Source organism: Nocardia neocaledoniensis (assembly GCF_003182135.1).
Taxonomy (GTDB): Bacteria; Actinomycetota; Actinomycetes; order Mycobacteriales; family Mycobacteriaceae; genus Nocardia; species Nocardia neocaledoniensis.
In genome coordinates, this window is sequence record NZ_QGTL01000001.1 from 452,088 (window position 1) to 473,481 (window position 21,394).

General features: G+C 71.2%; 22 protein-coding genes. 10 read left to right on the top strand and 12 right to left on the bottom strand.

Features of this window, described 5'->3' with window-relative positions; translation table 11 throughout:
• Positions 1-3: 3 nt before the first annotated feature.
• Together DFR69_RS02125 and DFR69_RS02130 are read right to left on the bottom strand one after the other, a co-directional pair.
• The gene (locus DFR69_RS02125; protein ID WP_110035682.1) at positions 4-891 is read right to left on the bottom strand and encodes an ABC transporter permease; all 888 of its coding nucleotides are present in this window, start codon (positions 889-891) and stop codon (positions 4-6) included.
• Entirely contained in the window at positions 881-1,687 is an 807-nt protein-coding gene (locus DFR69_RS02130; RefSeq protein WP_110035683.1) for an ABC transporter ATP-binding protein, read from the bottom strand. Before DFR69_RS02130 ends, DFR69_RS02125 begins: the two co-directional genes overlap by 11 nt.
• Before the next feature lie 166 nt (positions 1,688-1,853).
• On the opposite strand from DFR69_RS02130, the gene DFR69_RS02135 reads away from it, so the two are divergent.
• Together DFR69_RS02135 and DFR69_RS02140 are read left to right on the top strand one after the other, a co-directional pair.
• Positions 1,854-3,719 (top strand): sensor histidine kinase, encoded by a 1,866-nt coding sequence (locus DFR69_RS02135; RefSeq protein ID WP_146229180.1) that lies wholly within the window; start codon positions 1,854-1,856, stop codon positions 3,717-3,719.
• Positions 3,716-4,387 carry a response regulator gene (locus DFR69_RS02140; RefSeq protein ID WP_373867123.1) on the top strand — a complete coding sequence of 224 codons (672 nt, stop codon included), beginning with the start codon at positions 3,716-3,718 and terminating at the stop codon, positions 4,385-4,387. The genes DFR69_RS02135 and DFR69_RS02140 overlap by 4 nt, the downstream gene beginning before the upstream one ends.
• A gap of 21 nt (positions 4,388-4,408) precedes the next feature.
• Here the strand turns inward: DFR69_RS02140 and DFR69_RS34285 are convergent, their stop codons facing one another.
• Positions 4,409-4,555, bottom strand: a complete 147-nt coding sequence (locus DFR69_RS34285; protein ID WP_167456129.1) for a hypothetical protein — start codon at positions 4,553-4,555, stop codon at positions 4,409-4,411.
• Positions 4,556-4,698: 143 nt separating this feature from the next.
• Here DFR69_RS34285 and DFR69_RS02145 point away from each other — a divergent pair, with 143 nt between their 5' ends.
• The gene (locus DFR69_RS02145; protein ID WP_110035685.1) at positions 4,699-5,529 is read left to right on the top strand and encodes a class I SAM-dependent methyltransferase; all 831 of its coding nucleotides are present in this window, start codon (positions 4,699-4,701) and stop codon (positions 5,527-5,529) included.
• 40 nt (positions 5,530-5,569) lie between these two features.
• Here DFR69_RS02145 and dxs read toward each other — a convergent pair whose 3' ends face one another.
• Positions 5,570-7,468, bottom strand: coding sequence for a 1-deoxy-D-xylulose-5-phosphate synthase (gene dxs / locus DFR69_RS02150; protein WP_110035686.1), 1,899 nt, complete (start codon positions 7,466-7,468; stop codon positions 5,570-5,572).
• Between the two features lie 282 nt (positions 7,469-7,750).
• Between dxs and glsA the strand changes: the two genes are divergently transcribed.
• Both glsA and DFR69_RS02160 read left to right on the top strand, forming a co-directional pair.
• Positions 7,751-9,559: a glutaminase A gene (gene glsA / locus DFR69_RS02155; RefSeq protein WP_110036090.1), complete on the top strand. Its 1,809-nt coding sequence runs from the start codon at positions 7,751-7,753 to the stop codon at positions 9,557-9,559.
• 69 nt (positions 9,560-9,628) lie between these two features.
• The gene (locus DFR69_RS02160; RefSeq protein WP_110035687.1) at positions 9,629-10,300 is read left to right on the top strand and encodes an SIMPL domain-containing protein; all 672 of its coding nucleotides are present in this window, start codon (positions 9,629-9,631) and stop codon (positions 10,298-10,300) included.
• A 137-nt stretch (positions 10,301-10,437) separates the two neighbouring features.
• Here DFR69_RS02160 and DFR69_RS02165 read toward each other — a convergent pair whose 3' ends face one another.
• On the bottom strand, positions 10,438-11,784 hold the full coding sequence (locus DFR69_RS02165; RefSeq protein ID WP_110035688.1) for a class I SAM-dependent RNA methyltransferase: 1,347 nt from the start codon (positions 11,782-11,784) through the stop codon (positions 10,438-10,440).
• On the bottom strand, positions 11,781-13,778 hold the full coding sequence (locus DFR69_RS02170; RefSeq protein WP_110036091.1) for an APC family permease: 1,998 nt from the start codon (positions 13,776-13,778) through the stop codon (positions 11,781-11,783). Before DFR69_RS02170 ends, DFR69_RS02165 begins: the two co-directional genes overlap by 4 nt.
• A gap of 166 nt (positions 13,779-13,944) precedes the next feature.
• Here DFR69_RS02170 and DFR69_RS02175 point away from each other — a divergent pair, with 166 nt between their 5' ends.
• Entirely contained in the window at positions 13,945-14,610 is a 666-nt protein-coding gene (locus tag DFR69_RS02175; protein ID WP_110035689.1) for a potassium channel family protein, read from the top strand.
• A 5-nt stretch (positions 14,611-14,615) separates the two neighbouring features.
• Positions 14,616-15,287: a potassium channel family protein gene (locus DFR69_RS02180; RefSeq protein ID WP_110035690.1), complete on the top strand. Its 672-nt coding sequence runs from the start codon at positions 14,616-14,618 to the stop codon at positions 15,285-15,287.
• Between the two features lies 1 nt (position 15,288).
• Here the strand turns inward: DFR69_RS02180 and shbA are convergent, their stop codons facing one another.
• From shbA to DFR69_RS02195, 3 genes are all read right to left on the bottom strand, one after another.
• Positions 15,289-15,912, bottom strand: a complete 624-nt coding sequence (gene shbA, locus DFR69_RS02185) for an RNA polymerase sigma factor ShbA (protein ID WP_110036092.1) — start codon at positions 15,910-15,912, stop codon at positions 15,289-15,291.
• A 128-nt stretch (positions 15,913-16,040) separates the two neighbouring features.
• Positions 16,041-16,796 carry a DUF3159 domain-containing protein gene (locus DFR69_RS02190; RefSeq protein WP_110035691.1) on the bottom strand — a complete coding sequence of 252 codons (756 nt, stop codon included), beginning with the start codon at positions 16,794-16,796 and terminating at the stop codon, positions 16,041-16,043.
• A gap of 3 nt (positions 16,797-16,799) precedes the next feature.
• On the bottom strand, positions 16,800-17,207 hold the full coding sequence (locus tag DFR69_RS02195; protein WP_110035692.1) for an OB-fold nucleic acid binding domain-containing protein: 408 nt from the start codon (positions 17,205-17,207) through the stop codon (positions 16,800-16,802).
• Between the two features lie 78 nt (positions 17,208-17,285).
• Here DFR69_RS02195 and DFR69_RS02200 point away from each other — a divergent pair, with 78 nt between their 5' ends.
• Entirely contained in the window at positions 17,286-17,996 is a 711-nt protein-coding gene (locus tag DFR69_RS02200) for an alpha/beta fold hydrolase (RefSeq protein WP_110035693.1), read from the top strand.
• Positions 17,997-18,018: 22 nt separating this feature from the next.
• On the opposite strand, the gene DFR69_RS02205 is transcribed toward DFR69_RS02200, so the two are convergent.
• Together DFR69_RS02205 and dut are read right to left on the bottom strand one after the other, a co-directional pair.
• On the bottom strand, positions 18,019-18,924 hold the full coding sequence (locus DFR69_RS02205) for a DUF3710 domain-containing protein (RefSeq protein WP_425271591.1): 906 nt from the start codon (positions 18,922-18,924) through the stop codon (positions 18,019-18,021).
• Between the two features lie 5 nt (positions 18,925-18,929).
• Positions 18,930-19,400, bottom strand: a complete 471-nt coding sequence (gene dut, locus DFR69_RS02210; protein WP_110035694.1) for a dUTP diphosphatase — start codon at positions 19,398-19,400, stop codon at positions 18,930-18,932.
• 133 nt (positions 19,401-19,533) lie between these two features.
• Here dut and DFR69_RS02215 point away from each other — a divergent pair, with 133 nt between their 5' ends.
• Entirely contained in the window at positions 19,534-20,010 is a 477-nt protein-coding gene (locus DFR69_RS02215; protein WP_110036094.1) for a DUF3093 domain-containing protein, read from the top strand.
• 16 nt (positions 20,011-20,026) lie between these two features.
• Here the strand turns inward: DFR69_RS02215 and DFR69_RS02220 are convergent, their stop codons facing one another.
• Positions 20,027-20,329, bottom strand: a complete 303-nt coding sequence (locus DFR69_RS02220; RefSeq protein ID WP_110035695.1) for a DUF4193 domain-containing protein — start codon at positions 20,327-20,329, stop codon at positions 20,027-20,029.
• A gap of 376 nt (positions 20,330-20,705) precedes the next feature.
• Here DFR69_RS02220 and cei point away from each other — a divergent pair, with 376 nt between their 5' ends.
• A complete protein-coding gene (gene cei / locus DFR69_RS02225; RefSeq protein ID WP_110035696.1) occupies positions 20,706-21,389 on the top strand; it encodes an envelope integrity protein Cei in 684 nt (227 codons plus the stop codon).
• Positions 21,390-21,394 lie beyond the last annotated feature (5 nt).

The following is a 21,394-nucleotide window of genomic DNA, read 5'->3' on the forward strand; positions in this document are numbered from 1 at the left end:
CGTCTACACCCCGTGTCCCGACTGTGCCTGCGAGGGGCGCCATTTCAGCAGGCGGTTCTCCGCGAAGCCGATCAGCCATTCGGCCATCAGCGCGACCACGGTGATGATGATCATGCCCGCGTAGATGCCTGCCGCGTCGAAGGTGCCCTGCGCGTTGGAGATCAGCAGACCCAGACCCTTGCTGGCACCGGCGTATTCACCGACGACCGCGCCGATCAGCGCGAACCCGAACGCGGTGTGCAGGCTCGACAGGATCCAGGTGGTGGCGCTGGGCAGCACGATCGACCCGAGGATCTGGCGCCTGCTCGCGCCGAGGATGCGGGCGTTGTTGATGACATTGCCGTCGACCTCCCTCGCACCGGTGAACGCGTTGAAGAACACCGCGAAGAACACCAGCACCACCACGGTCGCGACCTTGGACGAGAGCCCGAGGCCGAACCAGATGATGAACAGCGAGGCGAGCACGATGCGCGGAACGGCGTTGAGCGCCTTGATGAACGGGGCGAGCACGTCGGCCCAGTAGCGGCTGCGGCCGAGCAGGGTGCCGAGCACGATGCCGGCGACGGTACCGATCGCGAAGCCGAGCACGGCCTCCTGCACCGTGGTGAAGATCTGCAGCCAGATCGACCCGAACTGGGTGCCCTCGGTGAACCATTCGACCAGGCGGTCGAAGATGAGCGAGGGCTTGGAGTAGAAGAACGGGTCGATCCACACGCTGGCGACCAGTTCCCACGACCCCAGCCACAGCGCCACCAGCGCGGCCCGCAGGCCCCACACCCGCAGCTTCGACCTGCGCTGGTTCGCCTTGACCCTGGCCAGGATCTGGTCCTCGGACTCCGCCTCGACCTCCGGCGCGGTGACGGCGATCTTGTCCATCGTCTCAAGCGACACGGGTCGCTCCCTTCGTGCGAGCCGCCTCGACCTGGTCGCGCAGCGTTTCCCAGATTTCCCGATAGAGGTCGCGGAATTCCTCGGTGAGGCGCACCTCTTCGACATCGCGCGGGCGTTCGAGGGTGACGCGGAAGTCGCCGCACACCGTCGCGGGGCCCGCGGTCATCACCACGACGCGGTCGGCGAGGGCGATCGCCTCCTCGAGGTCGTGGGTCACGAAGATCACCGCGGCATCGGTGCCCGCCCACACCCGCAGCAGTTCGTCCTGCATGAGCTGGCGGGTCTGCACGTCGAGCGCGCTGAACGGCTCGTCCATGAGCAGGATCTCGGGCTCGTTCACCAGCGTCTGGGCCAGTGCGACGCGTTTGCGCATGCCACCGGAGAGCTGGTGCGGGTAGTAGTCCTCGAACCCGGCCAGGCCGACGATGCGCACCCACTCGGCGGCCTTCGCCTTGGCGGCAGCCTTCGACTCGCCGCGGAAGCGTGGACCGAGCGCGACGTTGTCCAGGACGCTGCGCCAGGGCAGCACCGCGTCCTGCTGGAACATGTAGCCGATGCCGTCGGGGATGCCCTCGACATCCTTGCCGCGCACCAGGGTCCGGCCCGCCGAGGTGGGCTCGAGCCCCGACACCAGCGAGAGGGTGGTGGACTTGCCGCATCCGGTCGGGCCGACCACGGCGACGAATTCGCCTGCCGCGACGGTGAAGTCGATGTTCTTCACCGCGGTGTGGATGCCACCGTCGGTCCCGGGGAAGCGTTTGGTCGCCCCCCGCAGTTCGATGAGTGGATTGCTCATTGCTGCTCCTGTGTCCGTCGCCGCTCGGAGGTGATCTGCGGCCGCAGTCGAAAGATAAGTGGGCTGGGTCACAAGGCGCGCGCTTGTGCGCACAACCGGCGCAAGCGGCGATTCGCGGGTTGTGCGCATTGTGCTCACGGTCACGGCCGATGCCTACACTGAGCCGGTGAGGCTGTTCCCCCGGGGCGTCCGGCTGCGGACGCAGATCGTGTTGCTGCAGGTCGCGCTGGTCGCGTTGACCCTGGGGCTGGCCTTCGGGGTGTTCGCCTACCTCAGCGATCAGCGGCTCACCGCCGAGTACGGGCAGCGGGCGCTGGCGATCGCGCGGACCGTCGCCGGCGACCCGATGGTGCGCGCGGAGGTGGCCCGGTACGCGGCGCTGCCGCTCGCGGGCGACGCGGCCCTGCGCGCCGAACTCGCGGCCGGCGAGCTCGAACGGACCGCCGAGGCGGCACGGCAGCGCACGGCCGCGCTGTTCGTGGTGATCACCGACGACGTGGGGTTGCGGCTGGCCCACCCCGACCCGGCCCGGCTGGGCGAGCAGGTCAGCACCGATCCGTCCCAGGCGCTGGGCGGGGCCGAGGTGGTGATCAGCGAGCACGGCACGCTCGGGGATTCGGTGCGCGCGAAAGTGCCGGTGCGCGAACCGGGCTCGGAACGGGTGGTCGGAGAGGTGAGCGTCGGCATCTCCACCGCGGCCGTGGGCGAGCAGCTGACCAGGGACCTGAGCCGGGCCGGGCTGCTGGTGCTCGGCGCGCTGCTCGCGGGCGTCGCGGGCTCGGTGCTGCTGGCCAGGCGCTGGCACGGACTCACCCTCGGTCTGCAACCGGCGGAACTGGCCGAGCTGGTCCGCGAACAAGACGTGGTGCTGCACGGGATCGGGATCGGCGTGGTCGCGGTGGACGCGCGGTGGCGGACGACGGTGATCAACGACGAGGCCAGGAGCCTGCTCGGCATCGGCGGCGCGTCCGGGGTGCCGGTCGAGGCGATCGGCTTGACCCCGCGCGTGCTCGAGGTGTTCCGCGCCGCGGACGGTCAGCCGGTGCAGGCGGCGGTGGGTGACCGGATCGTGGTGGTCACCGCGCGCACCGTCAGCCGGGACGGGCGCGCGCTGGGCGCGGTACTCGACGTACGGGACCGCACCGACGTGGAATCGCTGACCAGGCAACTCGACGCGGTCCGCTCGATGAGCACCGTGCTGCGCGCCCAGCGCCACGAGTTCGCCAACCGGCTGCACCTGCTCAGCGGGCTCCTGCACGGCGACCGGCCAGAGGAGGCCGCGCGCCACATCGACGAACTGCTCGGTTCCGGCCCGCTCGGCGCCGCCATGCCTGGCATCGACGCCGTCCGCGACCCCTACCTGCAGGCCTTCCTCGCCGCCAAAGCCGCCCACGCCAGGGAGCGCGGCGTGCGGCTGCGGCTCGGCCCGAGTACCTGGGTGGACGCGAATCTGCTCGCCCCCGTGGATGTCACGACCGTGCTGGGCAATCTGCTCGACAACGCGATCGACGCGGTGCGCGATGCGCATCGCCCGGTGCGGATCGCCACCGGCGCGCCAAGCACGGCGCCCCAGCCGGCGGGCGCTCCCGATGCCGGGAGCGCGGCCGGCGACGCGACCACCCGGCCGAACGATCCGGTGCCGAGCGGTCGGCTCGTCCCCGGCGCGGCGGCCGCGCACCCTCCGCTGGCACGGCGCGCCGAGCCGGCGACCAGCCCGGTGCGTGCTGGCGCGGGGCTGGTGGAAGTCGAACTCGTCCAAGAGGGTTCGACCCTGCACATCACGGTCGCGGACAACGGGCGCGGGGTGGCGCCCGGCTTGGCGCACGCGCTGTTCGCCGACGGGATGTCGACCAAGACCGGCGCCGGGGTGCCGGGTGGGCGTGGGGTGGGGCTGGCACTGTCGCGGCAGGTGGCGACCGCGCTGGGCGGGGCGGTGTGGCTGGCCTCGGCCGGATCGCCCGACCGGGAACTGACCGGAGCGGAGTTCATCGCGCGCCTGCCGGGTGTGCTGAGCGAAGGAGAATCCTCGTGACCGAGTTCCGCGTGCTCGTCGTCGACGACGACTTCCGGGTGGCGAACATGCACGCCGGCATCGTCGGCGCGCTCCCGGGATTCACGGTCGGGGCCGTGGTCAACACCGTGGCCGAGGCGGGGCGGGCGCTCGCCGCCGACGCGTTCGACCTCGCACTGGTGGACGTGTACCTCCCGGACGGGTCGGGGCTCGAGCTGGTTCGCGACTTGCGTTGCGACGCCATGATGTTGACCGCCGCGACCGAGTCGGCGACGGTCCGCGCGGCCGCGGCGGCGGGCGCGCTGGCCTATCTGGTGAAGCCGTTCGATCACACCGTCCTGGCCGCCCGGCTGGCCGGTTACGCGCGCTACCGCCGCATCCTGGCCGCGCCGGAGATCGGTGCCCGTGATGTCGACGCCGCGTGGGAGGCGCTGCGGCCGGCCACGCCCGCCGCCGACCGGGCGGCCACCGCGCCCTCCCCCACCCGCGATCTCGTGCTCCGGGCCGTACAGAGCGCGGCCGAGCCGATGTCGGCGGGCGAGATCGCCACCGCCATCGGGATCTCCCGGGCCACCGCCCAGCGCTACCTCGCGGCTCTGGTGACCGCCGGTGACCTGCGCATGCGGCTGCGTTACGGCACGACCGGGCGGCCCGAGCAGGAGTTCTCACCGGTCCACGGCACCGCCTGAGCCGGACCTCCGCGCGACGGGTTACGTCCCAGACGGTTTGGAGTACAGCATCTCGGCGCTGTGCTCGCTGGTCATGCTGATCGGCGGCATCCTGATGCCGGCGCGCAAGAAGATCTCCCGCGTCCTGATCGCGCTGAGCGGCTTGGGCACCCTCGTGCTTTCGGTCATCACCTCGATCGCACCTTCCTGCCCGCCACCGGGCGGTGGCTGGCCCACCGCAGGCCGGGGGCCTGGCCCGAAAACCGGTCGACCACGGCACCTCCTCGACGGTAGCGTCGGCACGCCCGCCGCCACCTGTCGAGAGGACCGCCGTGCTCGAAGCCGAGATCGCCGCCAATCGTGCCAACTGGGACGACCGCGCGGACGTGCACGCGCGCTCGCGGATGTACGACGTCGACGCCTTCCTGGCCGACCCGGCCGCGGTCTCGACGGTTGTCCGCAACGACCTCGCGGTCCTGGCGCCGCACCTGTCGGAGAGCGGGATCGCGGGCCGGTCGCTGCTGCATCTGCAATGCCACATCGGGACCGACACGGTGTCGTGGGCGCGGCTGGGCGCCGTCGAGGTACACGGGCTCGATCTCTCCCCGAACTCGCTGCGGCACGCCGCACGCATCGCCGCCGCCGCCGGACGCGACATCACCTGGGTCGAGGGCGACGCGCGGCGCGCCTCGACGCTGATCGACCGCCGCTTCGACACGATCGTGACGAGCGCGGGAACGATCGTCTGGCTGCCGGAACTCACCGCGTGGGCCCGCTCGATCCACGACCTGCTCGCACCCGGCGGCCTGTTCGTCCTCCGCGACGACCACCCGGTCCTGGGCGCCATGGATCACCAACCGTGGGAGATCAACGACGACTACCTGGCGGGCGGCGGGGTGCGCACCTACTCCGACAGCGGCACCTACACCGAGGATTCCGACGGGACGATCGCGCACACCACCAATCACGAATGGCGGCACGACCTCGGTGAGATCGTCGGCGCGCTGCTCTCGGCCGGGTTGATCATCGAGGCGCTGCACGAGCTGCCGTACATGGACTGGCCCGCGTTTCCCGATCTCGTCGCCTGCGAGCAGGGCTGGACCCTGGCCGCGGGGAAGCCGCGGATCCCGCTGAACTTCGCGGTCGTCGCCCGCCGCCCGTAGCGTGTGCTCGCCCGGTGCGGCCACCGGGCGAGTCAGGACGTCAGCGGGAGCGGAGCCAGCCGCCGATGCGCTGGGCGATGGCGTCGGGCGTGAGGCCGAGGTCCTCGAGGATCTCCCCGCGCGCGGCGTGGTCCAGGAACTGCTGCGGCACACCGAGATCGCGGGTCGGCACATCGAGGCCGGCCTCGCGCAGACGCGCCGAGAGCGTGGCGCCGATGCCCCCGTGCAGGCCACCGTCCTCGACGGTGACCACGAGCCGGTAGTTCTCGGCCAGCTTGACCAGGGTGTCCGAGACCGGGATGACCCAGCGCGGATCGATCACGGTGACCGAGATGCCCTGCGGGTCCAGCAGTTCGGCGACCCGCATCGCGGTCTCGGCGAACGAGCCCACCGCCACGATCAGCACGTCGCCGTGCTGGGACTGGGCCGAACCGGCCCCGGGCACCGCCAGGCGCAGGACGTCGACCCCGTCGAGCCGCTCGACGGCCGTGATGTCCTCGGCGACACTGCCTTTCGGAAAGCGCAGCACGGTCGGACCGTCGGTGACGGCCAGCGCCTCGCCCAGTTCCTCCCGCAGGGTGGCGCCGTCGCGCGGGGCGGCGACGCGGATGCCGGGGATGATGCCGAGCAGCGACAGGTCCCACATGCCGTTGTGGCTGGCGCCGTCGGGGCCGGTGATGCCGGCGCGATCGAGCACGACTGTGACCGGCTGCTTCAGCAGCGCCACATCCATCAGCAGCTGATCGAAGGCACGGTTGAGGAACGTGGAGTAGATCGCCACCACCGGGTGCATGCCGCCCAGCGCCAGACCCGCGGCCGAGGCCATCGCGTGTTGTTCGGCGATGCCGACGTCGAACATGCGCTCCGGGAAGCGCTCCCCGAACGCGGCCAGACCGGTGGGGCCGGGCATGGCGGCGGTGATGGCGACGATGTCCTCGCGCCGCGCCGCGTGCTCGACCAGTTCCTCGGAGAACACCGCCGTCCAGCCCTTGGCCTTCTTGCCCGCCAGCGGGCGACCGGTGAGCGGGTCGATCGGATCGCAGGCGTGCATCTGATCGGCGACGTGGTTCTCGGCGTGCTCGTAGCCGTTGCCCTTGCGGGTCACCACGTGCACCACGACCGGACCGCCGAAGTCCTTGGCGCGCCGCATCGCCGCCTCCAGCGCGACGAGATCGTGGCCGTCGACCGGGCCGACGTACTTCATGCCCAGATCGCCGAAGAGCTCCTGCGGGCTCACCGCGTCCTTGATGCCCGCCTTGAGCGCGTGCACCATCGAGTAGGCCGAATCCCCCACGGCGGGAATGCTTTTGAGAATGCGCTTGCCCGCGTCCAGCGCGTGCTCGTAGGCGGGCTGGGTGCGCAGCGCGGTGAGCCGGTCGGCCAGGCCGCCGATGGTCGGCGCGTAGGAGCGGCCGTTGTCGTTGACCACGACCACCACCGGGCGGTCGGGCGCGCCCGCGATGTTGTTGAGCGCCTCCCAGCACATACCGCCGGTGAGCGCGCCGTCACCGACGACCGCGACGACGGTGCGGTCCTGCTCGGTGAGCGCGAACGCCTTGGCGAGGCCGTCGGCGTAGGACAGCGCGGCCGAGGCGTGCGAGGACTCCACCCAGTCGTGTTCGCTCTCGGCGCGACTCGGGTAGCCAGACAGGCCGTCGCGCATGCGCAGCGAGTCGAACCGGTCCTTGCGGCCGGTGAGGATTTTGTGCACGTAGGCCTGGTGACCGGTGTCGAAGATCAGCGGATCGGCCGGAGAGTCGAAGATCCGGTGCAGGGCGATGGTCAGTTCGACCACGCCCAGGTTCGGGCCGAGATGACCACCGGTGGCGGCGACCTTGCGCACCAGGAACTCGCGGATCTCGTCCGCCAGGTCGCGCAGTTGCGGCACGCTCAGCCGGCGCAGATCTTCGGGTGAATCCACCCGCGACAGCACTCCCACCTGAACTCGCTCCCTCCGGACTACAGTGTGATCCGCCCAGTGTATTTGGCCGGGCGAGCGGCTCCGGCTCGCGGCCCCTCCCGTGCCCCGCGCACCGGTGTGCCTTCCTCGCCCCGCACACCCCGTCGCAGGCCCGCTGAACTGGGCGATCCGGGCGCGGCGCGGCACCGTGGCGGCTGTGAGGACTATCTCCCCGCGCGTCCCCGCCGAGCGGTCCGCACCGCGCCCTACAGTGACGCTGTGGCGCAACCCGATGGTGTCGATCCCGGTGTCGTGGCGAGCATGCTCGACGAGGTGTACGCGGCGCTGCGCGAGGACACCTCCGGCGCGCCCGCCGACTACATCCCCGAACTCGCCGCCGTGCCGCCCGACTCGTTCGGGCTGTGCCTGGCCACCGCCGACGGGCTGGTCTACGAGGTCGGCGACACCGCGACCGGATTCACCATCCAGTCCATCTCCAAGCCGTTCACCTACGCGCTGGCACTGGCCGATCGCGGCCTCGACGGCGTCGCGGCGCACATCGATGTCGAGCCGTCGGGCGAACCGTTCAACGAGATCAGCCTCGAGCCCGACACCCAGCGCCCCAGCAACCCGATGATCAACTCCGGGGCGATCACCGCGGCCTCGCTGATCGCCGGACGCGACGCCGCCGACAAGTTCGAACGGGTCCGCCGCTGCTACTCCCGCTTCGCGGGCCGGGAGCTGCAGATGGACGAGGCGGTCTACATCTCGGAGGCGCGCACCGGGTTCCGCAACCGCGCGATCGGCTACATGCTGCGCTCGGTCGGCATCATCGACGTGGACCCCGACGATGCCGTCGACCGGTACTTCCGGCAGTGCTCGATCGAGGTCACCTGCGCCGACCTGGCCGTGATGGCGGCGACCCTGGCCGACAACGGGGTGAACCCGCGGACGCGGGAGCGGGCGCTCTCGGCCGCGCTCACCGAGCGGGTGCTCAGCGTGATGACGACCTGCGGCATGTACAACGCCGCCGGTGACTGGGTGACCACGGTCGGGTTGCCCGCCAAGAGCGGGGTCGGCGGTGGGATCATCGCGGTGCTGCCGGGCCAGCTGGGGATCTCGGTGTACTCGCCGCGGCTGGACGGCCACGGCAACAGCGTGCGCGGGGTCGCGGCCTGCCGGGAGCTGTCGCGGCGGCTGGAACTGCATTTCTGTCACGTGACCCGCTCGGCGCGCACCGCCATCCGTGCCGAGTACACGGTGGCGCAGGTGCCGTCGCGGCTGCGCCGCTCCCCCGCCGACGCCGAGGTGCTGGCGGCGCACGGCGAGCGGGCCCGGGTCTACGAACTGCATGGCGACCTGCTGTTCGCGGGCGCCGAACGGGCGGTGCGCGCCATCGAGGGCAATGTCGGCGCGCTCGACGCGCTGGTGATCGATCTGCGCCGGGTCGGCGAGGTGAGCGCGGTCGCCCGCGAGATGCTCGACGCGCTGCAGGCCGAACTGGTGAAACGCGGGAGCCGGGTGGCGCTGGTCGACCCCGAGGCCAAGCTCGGGCACGAGGCGTCGAGCCTCGACCCCGACGATCCGCGCGGGCGGGTGTTCATCGACCGCGACACCGCCACCGAATGGTGCGAGGACATCGTCCTGGCCCGGCACCGCCCACCGGGCACGATCGCGCGCACCTCGATCGATCTGGCCGACCATCCGCTGCTGCGTGGGCTCGACCCCGCCGACCGCGATCGCCTGGCCGCCGACTTCCAGCCACGCACCTTCGCGCGCGGGGAGGTGATCGCCGACCGGGGCGATCCGCGCTGCGGCCTGTTCCTGATCCTCGACGGCCGCGTCCGGGTCACCTTCCCCGGGACCGACGGGCGGGTGCACCGGCTGGTGACGCTGTCGGCGGGCATGACGTTCGGCGAGATCCCGATGCTGCTGGGGGAACCGTTCGTCAACGAGATCGTCGCCGAGACGCCGGTGCGGGTGGCGGTGATGCGCCCCGAGGTGTTCGACGAGCTCACCCAGGGACATCCGCAGCTGAAACTGGCCCTGCTGCAACGACTCGCCGCGGGCGCCTACGCGCAGATGGACGCGGCGGTGCGCACCATCTCCGGCAGCGCGGGCAACTACTGAGCGCGGGAACCCCGGCCCGCCCCGAGACGTTGGGCAGCACAGCATCCTTCGACGGACAGGAGTACCGCGGTGGGCAAGAAGTCCTGGCAGGCGAGCACCACGATGATCGGGCGCGGCAGCGTGCGCGCCGTCCCCGACCTGATCCGGGTCACGCTGTCGGTGGAATCGCGGGCCGACACCGTCGCGGCCGCCTACGGACGCGCGGGTGAGCGGGTCACCGCCGTGGTCACCGCCCTGCGCGCGGCCGGGGTGAGCGACGCCGACATGGCCACCAGCGGGCTGAGCGTGCGCACCGAGACCGTCTACACCGACAACGGCCGCAGCGAGATCGCCGGCTACCTCGCCTCCACCGGACTGAGCGTGTCGCTGCGCGAGGGCACCGGCACCGAGCCCGCCGAGACGGTCGCGGCCGCGGTCACCGCGGGCGGCGACGACGTCCGTCTCGGCGGCCTGACCCGCGGCATCGCCGACCCGGAGCCGCTGGTGCGCGAGGCCCGCGACGCGGCGTTCGACGACGCGAAGGCCAAGGCCGAGCAGTACGCCGCCCGCGCCGGCGTCACCCTGGGGCAGATCGTCCAGATCACCGAGGACGTCGCGTCCCCGCTGCCGCGCGGCTACGACATCAGCGCCGAGATGGACGGCGCACCGCTGCTGATGGCCAAGGCGAGTTCGCCGGTGCCGGTGGTGCCCGGCGAGACCGAGATCGCCGCGGTGGTCCGGGTCACCTGGGCACTGAACTGACCTCTGGCGGCACAGGTCGGCGAGCGGGGCGCCGGCGATGGCCGTCACTCGCGAACATCGCGGGCCCGTCGGCCGCCGGGACCAGCGGTCGATCGGGGCCACCCGGTCCGGTGAGCGGATACGGTCGGGCGGTCGGATCAGCGGTCGAGCAGGGCCACGCATTCGACGTGGTGCGTGGCGGGGAAGGCGTCGAAGGCGCGCAGGTCGGCGAGGTGGTAGCCCGCGTCCAGGTAGAGGCCGAGGTCGCGGGCGAACGCGGCCGGATCGCAACCGATGTGGACGATGCGGCGAGGATCGGCATCGGTCACCGCGGCCACGACCTCCTTGCCCGCACCCGCGCGGGGCGGGTCGAGGACGACGACATCCGGGGTGCCCGTGGCCTTGCGGACCCAGCGTTCGACGCGGTCGGCGCTGAGGTCGAGCCAGGGCAGATCACGCAGGGCGGCGGTGCCGTCGGCGACGGCCGAGCGCGCGGATTCGACGGCGGCCACCGCCCCGGTCTGCCCCGTCTGCTCGGCCAGGCGCGCCGCGAACACCCCGACCCCGCTGTAGAGATCCCAGCCGGAACCGCCGGGCGTGAGCCCGGACCACTCGGCGACGAGGTCCGAATAGCGTTGCGCCGCACCGCGATGCGCTTGCCAGAAGCCGGTCGCCGCCAGTTCCCAGCGCCGCCCGGCGACGTATTCCACCGCCCGTCCCGACCCGGCGAGCACCCATTCCTCGCGGGGCGCGTTGGTGGCCGACTTGCGCGCGGCCGCCCGATCGCGGACGGCGCCGCGTTCGTCGGCGGCCGGACCACGCCGGCCCGCCGGGCGATGACCACGCCCACGACCGGCGCCGCGCGGGGTGTCCGGCCTGCCGCCCGCCTGCGCCGTGTCGGGCACAGCCGCCAGTTCCACGAGGTGGCGCACGCCGTCACCGTCGACCGCGACGACCAGGTCGGCGCCGGGAGTCCAGCGCCGATCGGCGACACCGTCGAGCGCGCCGGCCACCGGCTGCGGGCAGCGCAGATCCGGGAGCACGGCGGTGCTGCGGTAGCGGTGCACCCCGGCGTGGCCGTCGCCGTCGACCACCAGCCGTATCCGCGTGCGCCAGCCGCCGGTCTCCTCGGGGTCGCCGATCGGTTCGACCGTCACCTCGCGCTCCACGCCGGCCAGCCTGCGCAGCTGCTCGGCCACCACCGTGGCCTTCAGCGCCCGCTGCGCGGCGGGCGTGGCGAAGGAGAAGTCACAGCAACCCGCGCCACCGGGCCCGGAGACCGGACAGGTCGCGGGCACCCGATCCGGGGACGCCTCGATGATCTCGACGGCGTCGGCCCGGCAGAACGAGCCGCCCCGGTCCTCGGTGACCAGCGCGCGCACCAGCTCGCCGGGCAATCCGTGCCGCACGAACACGACGCGGCCCTCGTGGCGACCGACGCAGAACCCGCCGTGCCCGGGTGGCCCGAGCCGGATCTCGAACTCCTGTCCGCGCCACTCGCTCATCGCCGGCGTCCCGGTTGTTCGAAGCCGCGCCGCACCGAGCCGGGCGCGTTCACGTCCGCGGGCTGCTTGGCCCGCGTCGAGGAACTCAGCTGCCACGGCACGCTGGTCACCATCACTCCGGGCTCGAAGAGCAGCCTGCCCTTGAGCCGCAGCGCCGACTGGTTGTGCAGCACCTGCTCCCACCAGTGGCCGACCACGTACTCGGGGATGAACACGGTGACGACGTCGCGTGGAGCGTCCTTGCGCACCCGCTTGACGTATTCGAGCACCGGCTTGGTGATCTCGCGGTACGGCGATTCGACCACCTTCAGCGGCACGTTGATCTCGCTGTTCTCCCACTCGCGCACCAGCTTGCGGGTGTCGGCGTCGTCGACGTTGACCGTCACCGCCTCGAGCGTGTCGGGCCGGGTCGCGCGGGCGTAGGCCAGCGCGCGCCGGGTCGGCAGGTGCAGCTTGGAGACGAGCACGATGGAATGGGTGCGGCTGGGCAGCACGCCGTCCCAATCGGATTCGTCGAGCTCGCGCGAGACCGAGTCGTAGTGCTTGCGGATGAGCTTCATCACGACGAAGATCGCCACCATCGTCAGGATCGCGATCCAGGCGCCGGCGAAGAACTTGGTGATCAGCACGATGATCAGCACGGTGCCGGTCGCGGTGAGGCCGATGGCGTTGATCACCCGCGAGCGCTTCATCTTCGCGCGCTGCGCCGGATCGGTCTCGGTGCGCAGCAGGCGCGTCCAGTGCCGCAGCATGCCGGTCTGGCTCAGCACGAACGAGACGAACACGCCGACGATGTAGAGCTGGATGAGCTTGGTCACCTCGGCGCCGAACAGCACCACGAACGCGATGGCCGCGCCGGACAGGAACAGGATGCCGTTGGAGAAGGCCAGCCGGTCGCCGCGGGTGTGCAGCTGACGCGGCAGGTACCGGTCCTGCGCCAGGATCGAGCCGAGCACCGGGAAACCGTTGAACGCGGTGTTGGCGGCCAGCACCAGGATCAGCGCGGTGACGATGGTGATGAAGAAGAAGCCGATCGGGAAGCCGTGGAAGACGGTCTCGGCGATCTGCGCGATCAGCGTCTTCTGGTGATAGTCCGCGGGCGCGCCGATCAGATTCGACTCGTCGTGGGCGTACACGACGCCGATCTTCTGCGCCAGGATGATGATGCCCATCAGCAGCACGATCGCGATGCTGCCCAGCAGCAACAGCGTGGTCGCGGCATTGCGGGACTTGGGCTTACGGAAGGCGGGCACGCCGTTGCTGATCGCCTCGACACCGGTCAGGGCCGCGCAGCCGGAGGAGAAGGCCCGCGCGATGAGGAAGGCGAACGCGATGCCGTAGAGGTGTTCGTCCTCGGCTTCGAGCCCGAATCCGGCCGAGGCCGCCTGGATGTCGTCGCCGAGCACATACGTCCGGAACAGGCCCCAGCCGAGCATCACCGCCATGCCGATGATGAACGCGTAGGTCGGGATCGCGAAGGCGGTTCCCGACTCGCGCACACCGCGCAGGTTGATGGCGGTGAGCACCGCGATCGCCACCACCGCGAACAACACCTTGTGCGTGGCGACGAACGGCACGGCCGAGCCGATGTTGGAGGCCGCCGAGGAGATCGACACCGCCACCGTGAGCACGTAGTCGACCAGCAGCGCGCTGCCGACGGTCAGGCCCGCGGTGGGACCGAGGTTCTTCGTCGCGACCTCGTAGTCACCGCCGCCCGACGGGTAGGCGTGCACGTTCTGCCGGTAGCTGGCGACCACGACCGCCATCACGAACGCCACGGCCAGGCCGACCCACGGGGCGTACAGGTAGGCCGAGATGCCCGCCGCGGACAGCACCAGGAAGATTTCCTCCGGCGCGTAGGCGACCGAGGACATCGCGTCGGAGGCGAACACCGGCAAGGCGATCCGCTTGGGCAGCAGGGTATGGCCGAGCGAATCGCTGCGGAACGGCCTGCCGAGCAGCAAACGCTTCGCTGCCGTCGTCAACTTGGACACCGGGCTGAGCATAGAGGAGTTCATCGGCCGGTTCGCGCCCACGTTCGGCGCATCGGCGCGGGTGTCGTGATTGTTTGCCGGGGCTCGGCGAGGGGAAAATGGCCGAGGGGACATCCGGCGGGTACGGTCCATGCCGGGATGCCACGGCCAGGAACGAGGGTGCACGGTGTACGTAGTGATCATGGGGTGCGGACGAGTGGGCTCGTCGCTGGCGCGCGCCCTGGTCCGGGTCGGCCACGAGGTCACGGTGATCGACCGCGATCCCAGCGCGTTCCGCCGGTTGGGTGAGGGTTTCACCGGGCAGGAAGTGGTGGGCGTCGGATTCGACCGGGATGTGTTGACCCGCGCGGGAATCGAGCGCGCCGACGCCTTCGCCGCCGTGAGCTCCGGCGACAACTCCAACATCATCTCGGCCAGGGTGGCCAGGGAGATGTTCGGCGTCGAGCGCGTGGTCGCGCGGATCTACGACGCCAAGCGCGCCGAGGTGTACGAGCGCCTCGGCATCCCGACCATCGCGACCGTGCCGTGGACCACCGACCGCTTCCTGCGCAGCCTCATCGGCGACAACTCCACCACCACCTGGCGCGACCCGACGGGCGCGGTGGCGATCACCCAGCTCACCCTGCACGAGGACTGGTCCGGTCGCACGGTCCGGGACCTGGAGCGGGCGCTCGGGGTGCGGGTGGCGTTCGTGCTGCGCTTCGGCCAGGGCCTGCTGCCCGAGGCCAAGACCATCGTCCAGGCCGAGGACGTGGTGTACGTCGCGGCGACATCGGGCAGTGTCGGTGAGGCGGTCGCGCTGGCCGTCAAGCCCCCGGCGAGCGAGGACTGAGCGAGATGAAGGTTGCCATCGCCGGAGCGGGCGCCGTCGGGCGCTCGATCGCCAGGGAACTGTTGCGGGGTGGGCATCGGGTGATGCTGCTCGAGCGTCAGCTCGATCACATCGACCCCGCCGCGATCCCCGACGCGGTCTGGGTGCACGCCGACGCCTGCGAGCTGTCGCTGCTGGAGAACGCCGAGCTCGAGACCTACGAGGTGGTCATCGCGGCCACCGGCGACGACAAGGCCAACCTCGTGCACAGCCTGCTCGCCAAGACCGAGTTCGGCGTGCGCCGGGTGGTCGCGCGGGTCAACGATCCGCGCAACGAATGGCTCTTCGACGACTCCTGGGGCGTCGACGTGGCGGTCTCCACGCCGCGCCTGCTGGCCTCACTGGTCGAGGAGGCCGTCTCGGTGGGCGATCTGGTCCGGCTGATGACGCTGCGGCAGGGCCAGGCCAACCTGGTGGAGATCACCCTGCCTTCGGACACCCAGCTCGCGGGCAAACCCGTGCGCACGCTGGTGATGCCGCGTGACACCGCGCTGGTGACGATCCTGCGCGGCGGGCGGGTGATCGTGCCGCAGCCCGACGACCCGTTCGAGGGCGAGGACGAGCTGCTGTTCGTCACCTCGGTGGAAGCCGAGGAAGACCTGCGCCTGACGCTGGCCACCCACGGGATCAAGCCGTAGCTCAGGCCACTTTCAGCTGCGCGCGCAGCTTGTTCAGCGCGCGGTGCTGCATCACCCGCACCACGCCGGGGCTGGTGCCGATGGCCTCGGCGGTCTGCGCCGCGCTCCAGCCGAGCACGATCCGCATGACCAGCACCTCGCGATGGTTCGGGGCCAGCCCCGACATCAGTTCGTGGGTGGCCGCGCGCCGTTCCATGGCCAGCGCCCAGTCCTCCGGTCCCGCGGCGCCGGAAGCGGTGTCGGGCACGTCGGCCACCGGGTAGGCGGTGTGCTTGGCGCGCCGGAACGCGTCGGAGACCTTGTTGGCGGCGATGCCGTAGACGAAGGCCAGGAACGACTTGCCCTGGTCCCGGTAGCGCGGGATGGCGGTGACCGTGGCCATCAGCACTTCCTGGGTGACATCGTCGGCGGTGACGGTCAGATGACCGGTGGCGCCCATCCGGGACGAGCAGTAGCGCCGCACCAGCGGGTGCACCAGGCGCACGATCTCGGCGATGGCCTCGCGGTCACCGGCCGCGGCGGGCGCGATGAGAGCGTCGAGTTCGGCTCCGATGCGCTTGCTCTCCGACAGCACGGCGGCGGTCGTGTTCTTCGATGCGCCGCGGGGGCGATGCTCGGTAGCCATCATGGTCGCCGGTCCTCTCACGATCACTGCGATTTCTGTTACGCATTGATCGTGCGACGATCCGGACCGGGCGACCAGGCACCCCAGGGTGGGTACTTCCCCACCTCCGGCGCCCCCGCGCCCACCCTTCAGGCGCGCGCGGAATCCGTTCCGGCAGCGGCGGAATCACTCTTCTCGACGGGCAGGTGGCCGGCCCGGCGCACCGCCCACACGGTGATCACCAGGGCCACCGCCGTCAGCGGCCAGCCCATGCCGATCCTGGCCACCGCCAGCCAGGTGGTGTGGTCGGTGTCGTAGAGCTGGGACTGGACCAGGTAGCGCGCGCCGAACACGACCACCCACACCACGGTGGCCAGGTCGTAGAGCTTGCGGATGCGCCGATCGGCGCGCCAGCCGGTGCCGTGCCCGTTGAGCGCGCCCCAGATGACCCCGACCAGGGGCCACCGGAACAGGATCGACAGCGCGAACACCCCCGCGTACACCAGGCTGGTGTAGATGCCGAACAGGAAGAAGCCCTTGGCCTCCCCCATCCGGTAGGCGATGAACGCGCACACGCCGACCCCGAGGAAACCGGAGATCGCGGGCTGCACGGGGCTGCGCCGGTACAGGCGCCACACGAGTACGCCGGCGGCCACCCCCAGTGCCGCCCAGATGGCCGCGGTGAGCCCGGCGACCGTGTTCACGGGCACGAACACCAGCACGGGCAGGGTGGAGTAGATCAGGCCGCTGAAGCCGCCCATCTGCTCGAGCAGGGTCTGCTCGGTGCGGGCCACCTCACCGTCGACGGCGGGGTCGACGGGGTCGGCCGGGAGGTCGGTCGCCACCGGGAGCACCACGGTGGGTTCGGAGTCCGCGGCGGGGTGGTACTCGTCGCTGGTGGGCATACGTCAGCTGTTCCCGCGCAATTCGTAGTAGGGGTTGAAGATCACCTTGCGGCCGTCGCGGTCACCCACGCGGCCACGGACCATGATGCGCCTGCCCGGCTCGATCCCGGGGATGCGCCTGCGCCCGATCCAGACGAGTGTGATGGCGTCGGTGCCGTCGAAGAACTCGGCCTGCACGGTGGCACCTGCCGACTTCGGACAGGCCTCGACACTGCGGAGCCTGCCCAGGATGGTGGCTTCCTCGCCGCGACAACAGTCGGCGGCGCGCCGGGCGCCGGAGGCGTCGGCGGTCTCCGCCAGTTCCTCGGCGTCGAGCTGATCGATGTCGGCGGTCAGACGGCGACCGAGTCGACGAAAATATCCCGAGTCCGGACCCGATCCCGACTTGCGTCCGCCCGTGGATGACGACATGGCACGCTTCTCCCGCTAGTTGGCCGTACACCGCCACTGTAGTTGGGCAAACACCTCGGCCGCTACGCTCGGTCCGTGATGTACACCCCACCCCAGGTCACCGTGGTCGCCCTGCCCGGAACCGGCTCCGATGCCGATTTCGCCGCACGGGCTTTCGGTCCCGCGGCCGCCGCCGCCGGTCTGGCGTTCCAGGCCGTCGAGCCGGATCCGCGGGCCGTGATCGCGAGCTGTACCGCGGCTTTGGACGCCGTGGCGGCACGCGGTCCGGTCCTGGCCGCAGGCATTTCACTCGGTGCCGCGATCGCGCTCGACTGGGCTGCCGAGCACCGCACCGCGGTGGTCGGTGTCATCACAGCATTACCCGCGTGGACCGGCGCCGAAACCGCCGACTGCCCAGCGGCGTCGAGCGCCTCGGTTACCGCCGGGCAATTGCGCGCCGACGGTCTGGAGGCGGTGATCGCCCGCATGCGCGCGTCGAGCCCGCCCTGGCTGGCCGAGGCGCTCACCCAGTCCTGGCGCGGGCAGTGGCCGCACCTGCCCGACGCGCTCGAGGAGGCGGCGGCCTACGCCTGGCCGACCCCGGAACTGCTCGCGCGCGTCGAGACGCCGGTGGCCGTGGTCGGCGCGAGCGACGACCCGGTGCACCCGATCGCGGTGGCCGAACAGTGGGCGGCCACACTGCCGCAGGCCCGGCTGCACAAGGTGACGCTGGCCGAACTCGGCGCCGATCCCGCGGTGCTCGGCCGGGCCGGATTCGCCGAGCTCGCCGCGGCCGGCGGCGCCTGGTAGGCGGAACCGGCCGCGGGCGTTTCTAGTTCAGGCCGAGCTGCTGCATGGCCGAGCCGTCGGCGCCGCGGCGCGGCTCGTCGGGCAGCTTCGGCGGCAGTGCCGAGGTGGGCGCCGCCTGCGCGGCCGCGGCCTGCGCGGCGATGGCCTGCTGCTGCGCCTGCACCTGCTGCTGGTGCGCGGCCGCGAGTTGCTCGGCCAGTTCCTGCGGCAGCACCACCGGCAGCGGATCACGCACCGGCAGCGGCTCGGAGCCGCGGCGCACCACGGCGTCGGCGAGAACCGCGCGCGCCGCGGTGATCAGCGGGCTGCGATCGTCGACCGCGCCCGAGGGGCCCGCGGCGACGAGCCGGATCATCCAGCGCGGCCCGTCGACACCGATGAAGCGCAGGTCGGCGCCCTCGGTGATGGCCTTCACCTCGCGACCCCACGGGCCCTTCTCCACCGCGACGCTCGCGCCGTCGGCGCGCAGCGACTCGGCCAGGTCGGCGGCCACGGTGCGCCACTGCCCCGCCGATTTCGGCGCGGCGTAGGCGGAGACCGTGAGCCTGCCGTGCTCGGTGGCCAGGTGCACCGCCTGCGGGGTGCCGTCCGGGCTCATCTCCACCTGCAGCTGGCCGCCCGGCGGCAGCGGGATCACGACCGAGCCGAGGTCGAGTCGCTGGGCGATGACCTCGTCGGAGACCTCGCTGATGTCGTAGGGTCCGGCGGCGGCGTCGGGCTGGTGATCGAAGTTGCCGTAGATCCGCTCGTCGGTGGGGGCGTCGTCGAAGTCGAGGCGCGCGAAGTCGGGGCGCGGGAACTCGTCGGTGTCGTACTCGTCCTCGTCGTAGCCGTCGAGCTCGTCGAAGTCCTCGGCGTCGTCGTAGCGGGGTTCGTCGAAGTCGACGACCTCCTCGTCGTGACGGCGCTGCTTCTTCTTGCCGAACAGACCCATTACGCCTCCTCGCCGGCCAGGCTCGCGTGCCCGCCGCTCGACCCGTATCCACCGGTTCCGCGTGCGGTGTCGTCGAGATCGTCGACCTCGGCGAACTCCACCAGTTCCACCCGCTGCACCAGCAGCTGGGCGATCCGGTCGCCACGGCGCAGTTCGATCGCGGTGCGCGGGTCGTGGTTGATCAGGCACACCTTGATCTCGCCGCGATAGCCCGCGTCGACCGTGCCGGGGGTGTTCACCACCGACAGTCCCGCCTTCGCGGCCAGCCCGGACCGGGGATGGATCAATCCGACGGTCCCCACGGGCAGCGCGATCGCGATCCCGGTGCCGACCAGCACCCGCTCGCCCGGTTCGATGATCACGTCCTCGGTGGTACAGAGATCGACGCCCGCGTCGCCTTCATGGGCACGCGTCGGCACAGGGATGCCGGGATCGAGCCGCCGCAGCGGAATCGGTGCAAGTGCGTTCACATCGGTCGAGCCTACGCGCTCGAGGGCCCGACCTTGCGGTCACCGCCCCGGCTCGGTGGCCTACTCTGGACAGGTGCCCGACCAGCCCCGTTCGACGACCGCCGACACCACCGACACCGACCACCGCGAGCCGGTGACACGCGCCGCCTCGCCCTACCGCGAGCGGCTGTGGGTGCCGCTGTGGTGGTGGCCGATCGGCTTCGCCATCGCGGGCCTGCTGGCCGCCGAGATCCACATGGGCGCGCCCGGTCTGCGCGCGTGGCTGCCCTATGTGCTGCTCGCGCCGGTGCCGGTCTGGATCCTGCTGTGGATGAGCAGGCATCGGCTGGAGGTCACCGTCGCGCCCGACGGTGCCGCGGAACTGCGCGTCGACCGTGCCCACCTGCCGGTGAGCTTCGTCGCGCGCGCGGCGGCCGTCGCACCGACGGCCAAGAGTGCGGCGCTGGGTCGTCAGCTCGACCCCGCCGCCTATGTCCAGCACCGCGCCTGGATCGGGCCGATGGCCCTGCTGGTGCTCGACGACCCGGACGACCCGACGCCGTACTGGTTGATCAGCACGCGCAGGCCCGAACGGGTCCTGGCCGCGCTCGGACTCCCGAGCGCGGGCTGACCCTCGTCTCTTCTCGTTATGCGGCGCAATCCATGCAGATCAGCTGGCCGCCCTTCTCGCTGGCCAAGCGGCTGCGATGGTGCACGAGGAAGCAGCTCGAACAGGTGAATTCGTCCGCCTGCTTCGGGATCACCCGAACGCTGAGTACTTCCTCGGACAGGTCCGCGCCGGGAAGCTCGAACGATTCCGCCGTATCGGACTCGTCGATGTCCACGACGGCGGACTGCGCCTCGTTGCGGCGGGCCTTCAGCTCCTCGAGCGAATCCTCCGACACTTCGTCGGATTCGGTACGCCGCGGTGCGTCATAGTCGGTTGCCATGTCGTCTTCCCCTCAGTCCTTACTCCGTATATCCCGGATCGGTTCGCCGACCGAGACCCCGTAGGGATTCGGCCTTCGTCCCGCCCCGCCGGTGGTGCACCTCACACGTACACCGACTCGCCTATCAGGGTCGATCGGCGAAGATCTACTCCGACAGCGTTCGGTTAACGCAGGACATGCCCTGGTTGTTCCCGCGACCGTGCACCGTTTCACCGGTGTTTATTCGATCTGGGCGGGCAGACAATAGCGGACCTACGGACAAATGTCGCAATCAAATCCCGGCCGAGTCGAAACCGACGACGAATCTTCACCTGGCGGGAAACTCGCCGAGACCTCCGGCGCGGGCGTGTGGCCGCCGAACTCGTAGAGTGAGCGCGTGGTTTCACTGATCACCGAAGGCAGCGCGACCGATCGCGACGGCAACCCTTATCCGCGGCGGCGGCCCGAGCTCTGGCTCGCGCTCGTCCTCGTGCTGGCTCTGGTGAGCCTGTTCGTCTGGATCACGGCGTTTCGCACCCATGACGACAGCAACGAGCCCATGGCCTGCAACGCGCCGAGCACCCCGACGGCCACCAACGCGGCCCAGCCCGCGCCGCTCGGTACCCGAGTGGGCCCCTCCCGCCTCGACGAGGTGGACCCGGCGGCCCTGTCGGAGTCCAAGGTGCGCGTCTTCAACGCCAACGGCAAGAGCGGGCAGGCGGGCAACATCGCCACCGCACTGGGCGACCTCGGCTTCGCTAGCGCGCCGGGGACACAAGTCGGTAACGATCCGGTCTACGTCAACGGCGACCTCAACTGCACCGGCCAGATCCGCTTCGGCGTGAACGGCCGGCCGGCCGCGGCCTCGGTGCAACTGGCCGCGCCGTGCGCCGAGCTGATCGAGGATCCGCGCACCGACGACAGCGTCGACCTGGTCCTCGGCCTCGGCTTCGGCGAGTCGCTGCGCCCCGGCGCCGACGCGGAGGCCGTGCTGCGGGCACTGAAGAATCTCGCGCCGGGGGCGAGCTCGTCCTCGATCGATCCCGATCTGCTCGAGGCCGCCCGCACCGTCCAGTGCTGACGGCC

What these genes read in the sequence shown, in the direction of transcription:
- DFR69_RS02130 (WP_110035683.1), bottom strand. Translation starts at nt 1,687, where the DNA reads ATGAGCAATCCACTCATCGAACTGCGGGGGGCGACCAAACGCTTCCCC.
- DFR69_RS34285 (WP_167456129.1), bottom strand. Translation starts at nt 4,555, where the DNA reads ATGACCGAAAGCACGAGGGTGCCCAAGCCGCTCAGCGCGATCAGGACG.
- glsA (WP_110036090.1), top strand. Translation starts at nt 7,751, where the DNA reads ATGCTCGACGAGGTGTACGCGGCGCTGCGCGAGGACACCTCCGGCGCG.
- DFR69_RS02165 (WP_110035688.1), bottom strand. Translation starts at nt 11,784, where the DNA reads ATGAGCGAGTGGCGCGGACAGGAGTTCGAGATCCGGCTCGGGCCACCC.
- DFR69_RS02180 (WP_110035690.1), top strand. Translation starts at nt 14,616, where the DNA reads ATGAAGGTTGCCATCGCCGGAGCGGGCGCCGTCGGGCGCTCGATCGCC.
- shbA (WP_110036092.1), bottom strand. Translation starts at nt 15,912, where the DNA reads ATGGCTACCGAGCATCGCCCCCGCGGCGCATCGAAGAACACGACCGCC.
- DFR69_RS02190 (WP_110035691.1), bottom strand. Translation starts at nt 16,796, where the DNA reads ATGCCCACCAGCGACGAGTACCACCCCGCCGCGGACTCCGAACCCACC.
- DFR69_RS02195 (WP_110035692.1), bottom strand. Translation starts at nt 17,207, where the DNA reads ATGTCGTCATCCACGGGCGGACGCAAGTCGGGATCGGGTCCGGACTCG.
- DFR69_RS02200 (WP_110035693.1), top strand. Translation starts at nt 17,286, where the DNA reads ATGTACACCCCACCCCAGGTCACCGTGGTCGCCCTGCCCGGAACCGGC.
- DFR69_RS02220 (WP_110035695.1), bottom strand. Translation starts at nt 20,329, where the DNA reads ATGGCAACCGACTATGACGCACCGCGGCGTACCGAATCCGACGAAGTG.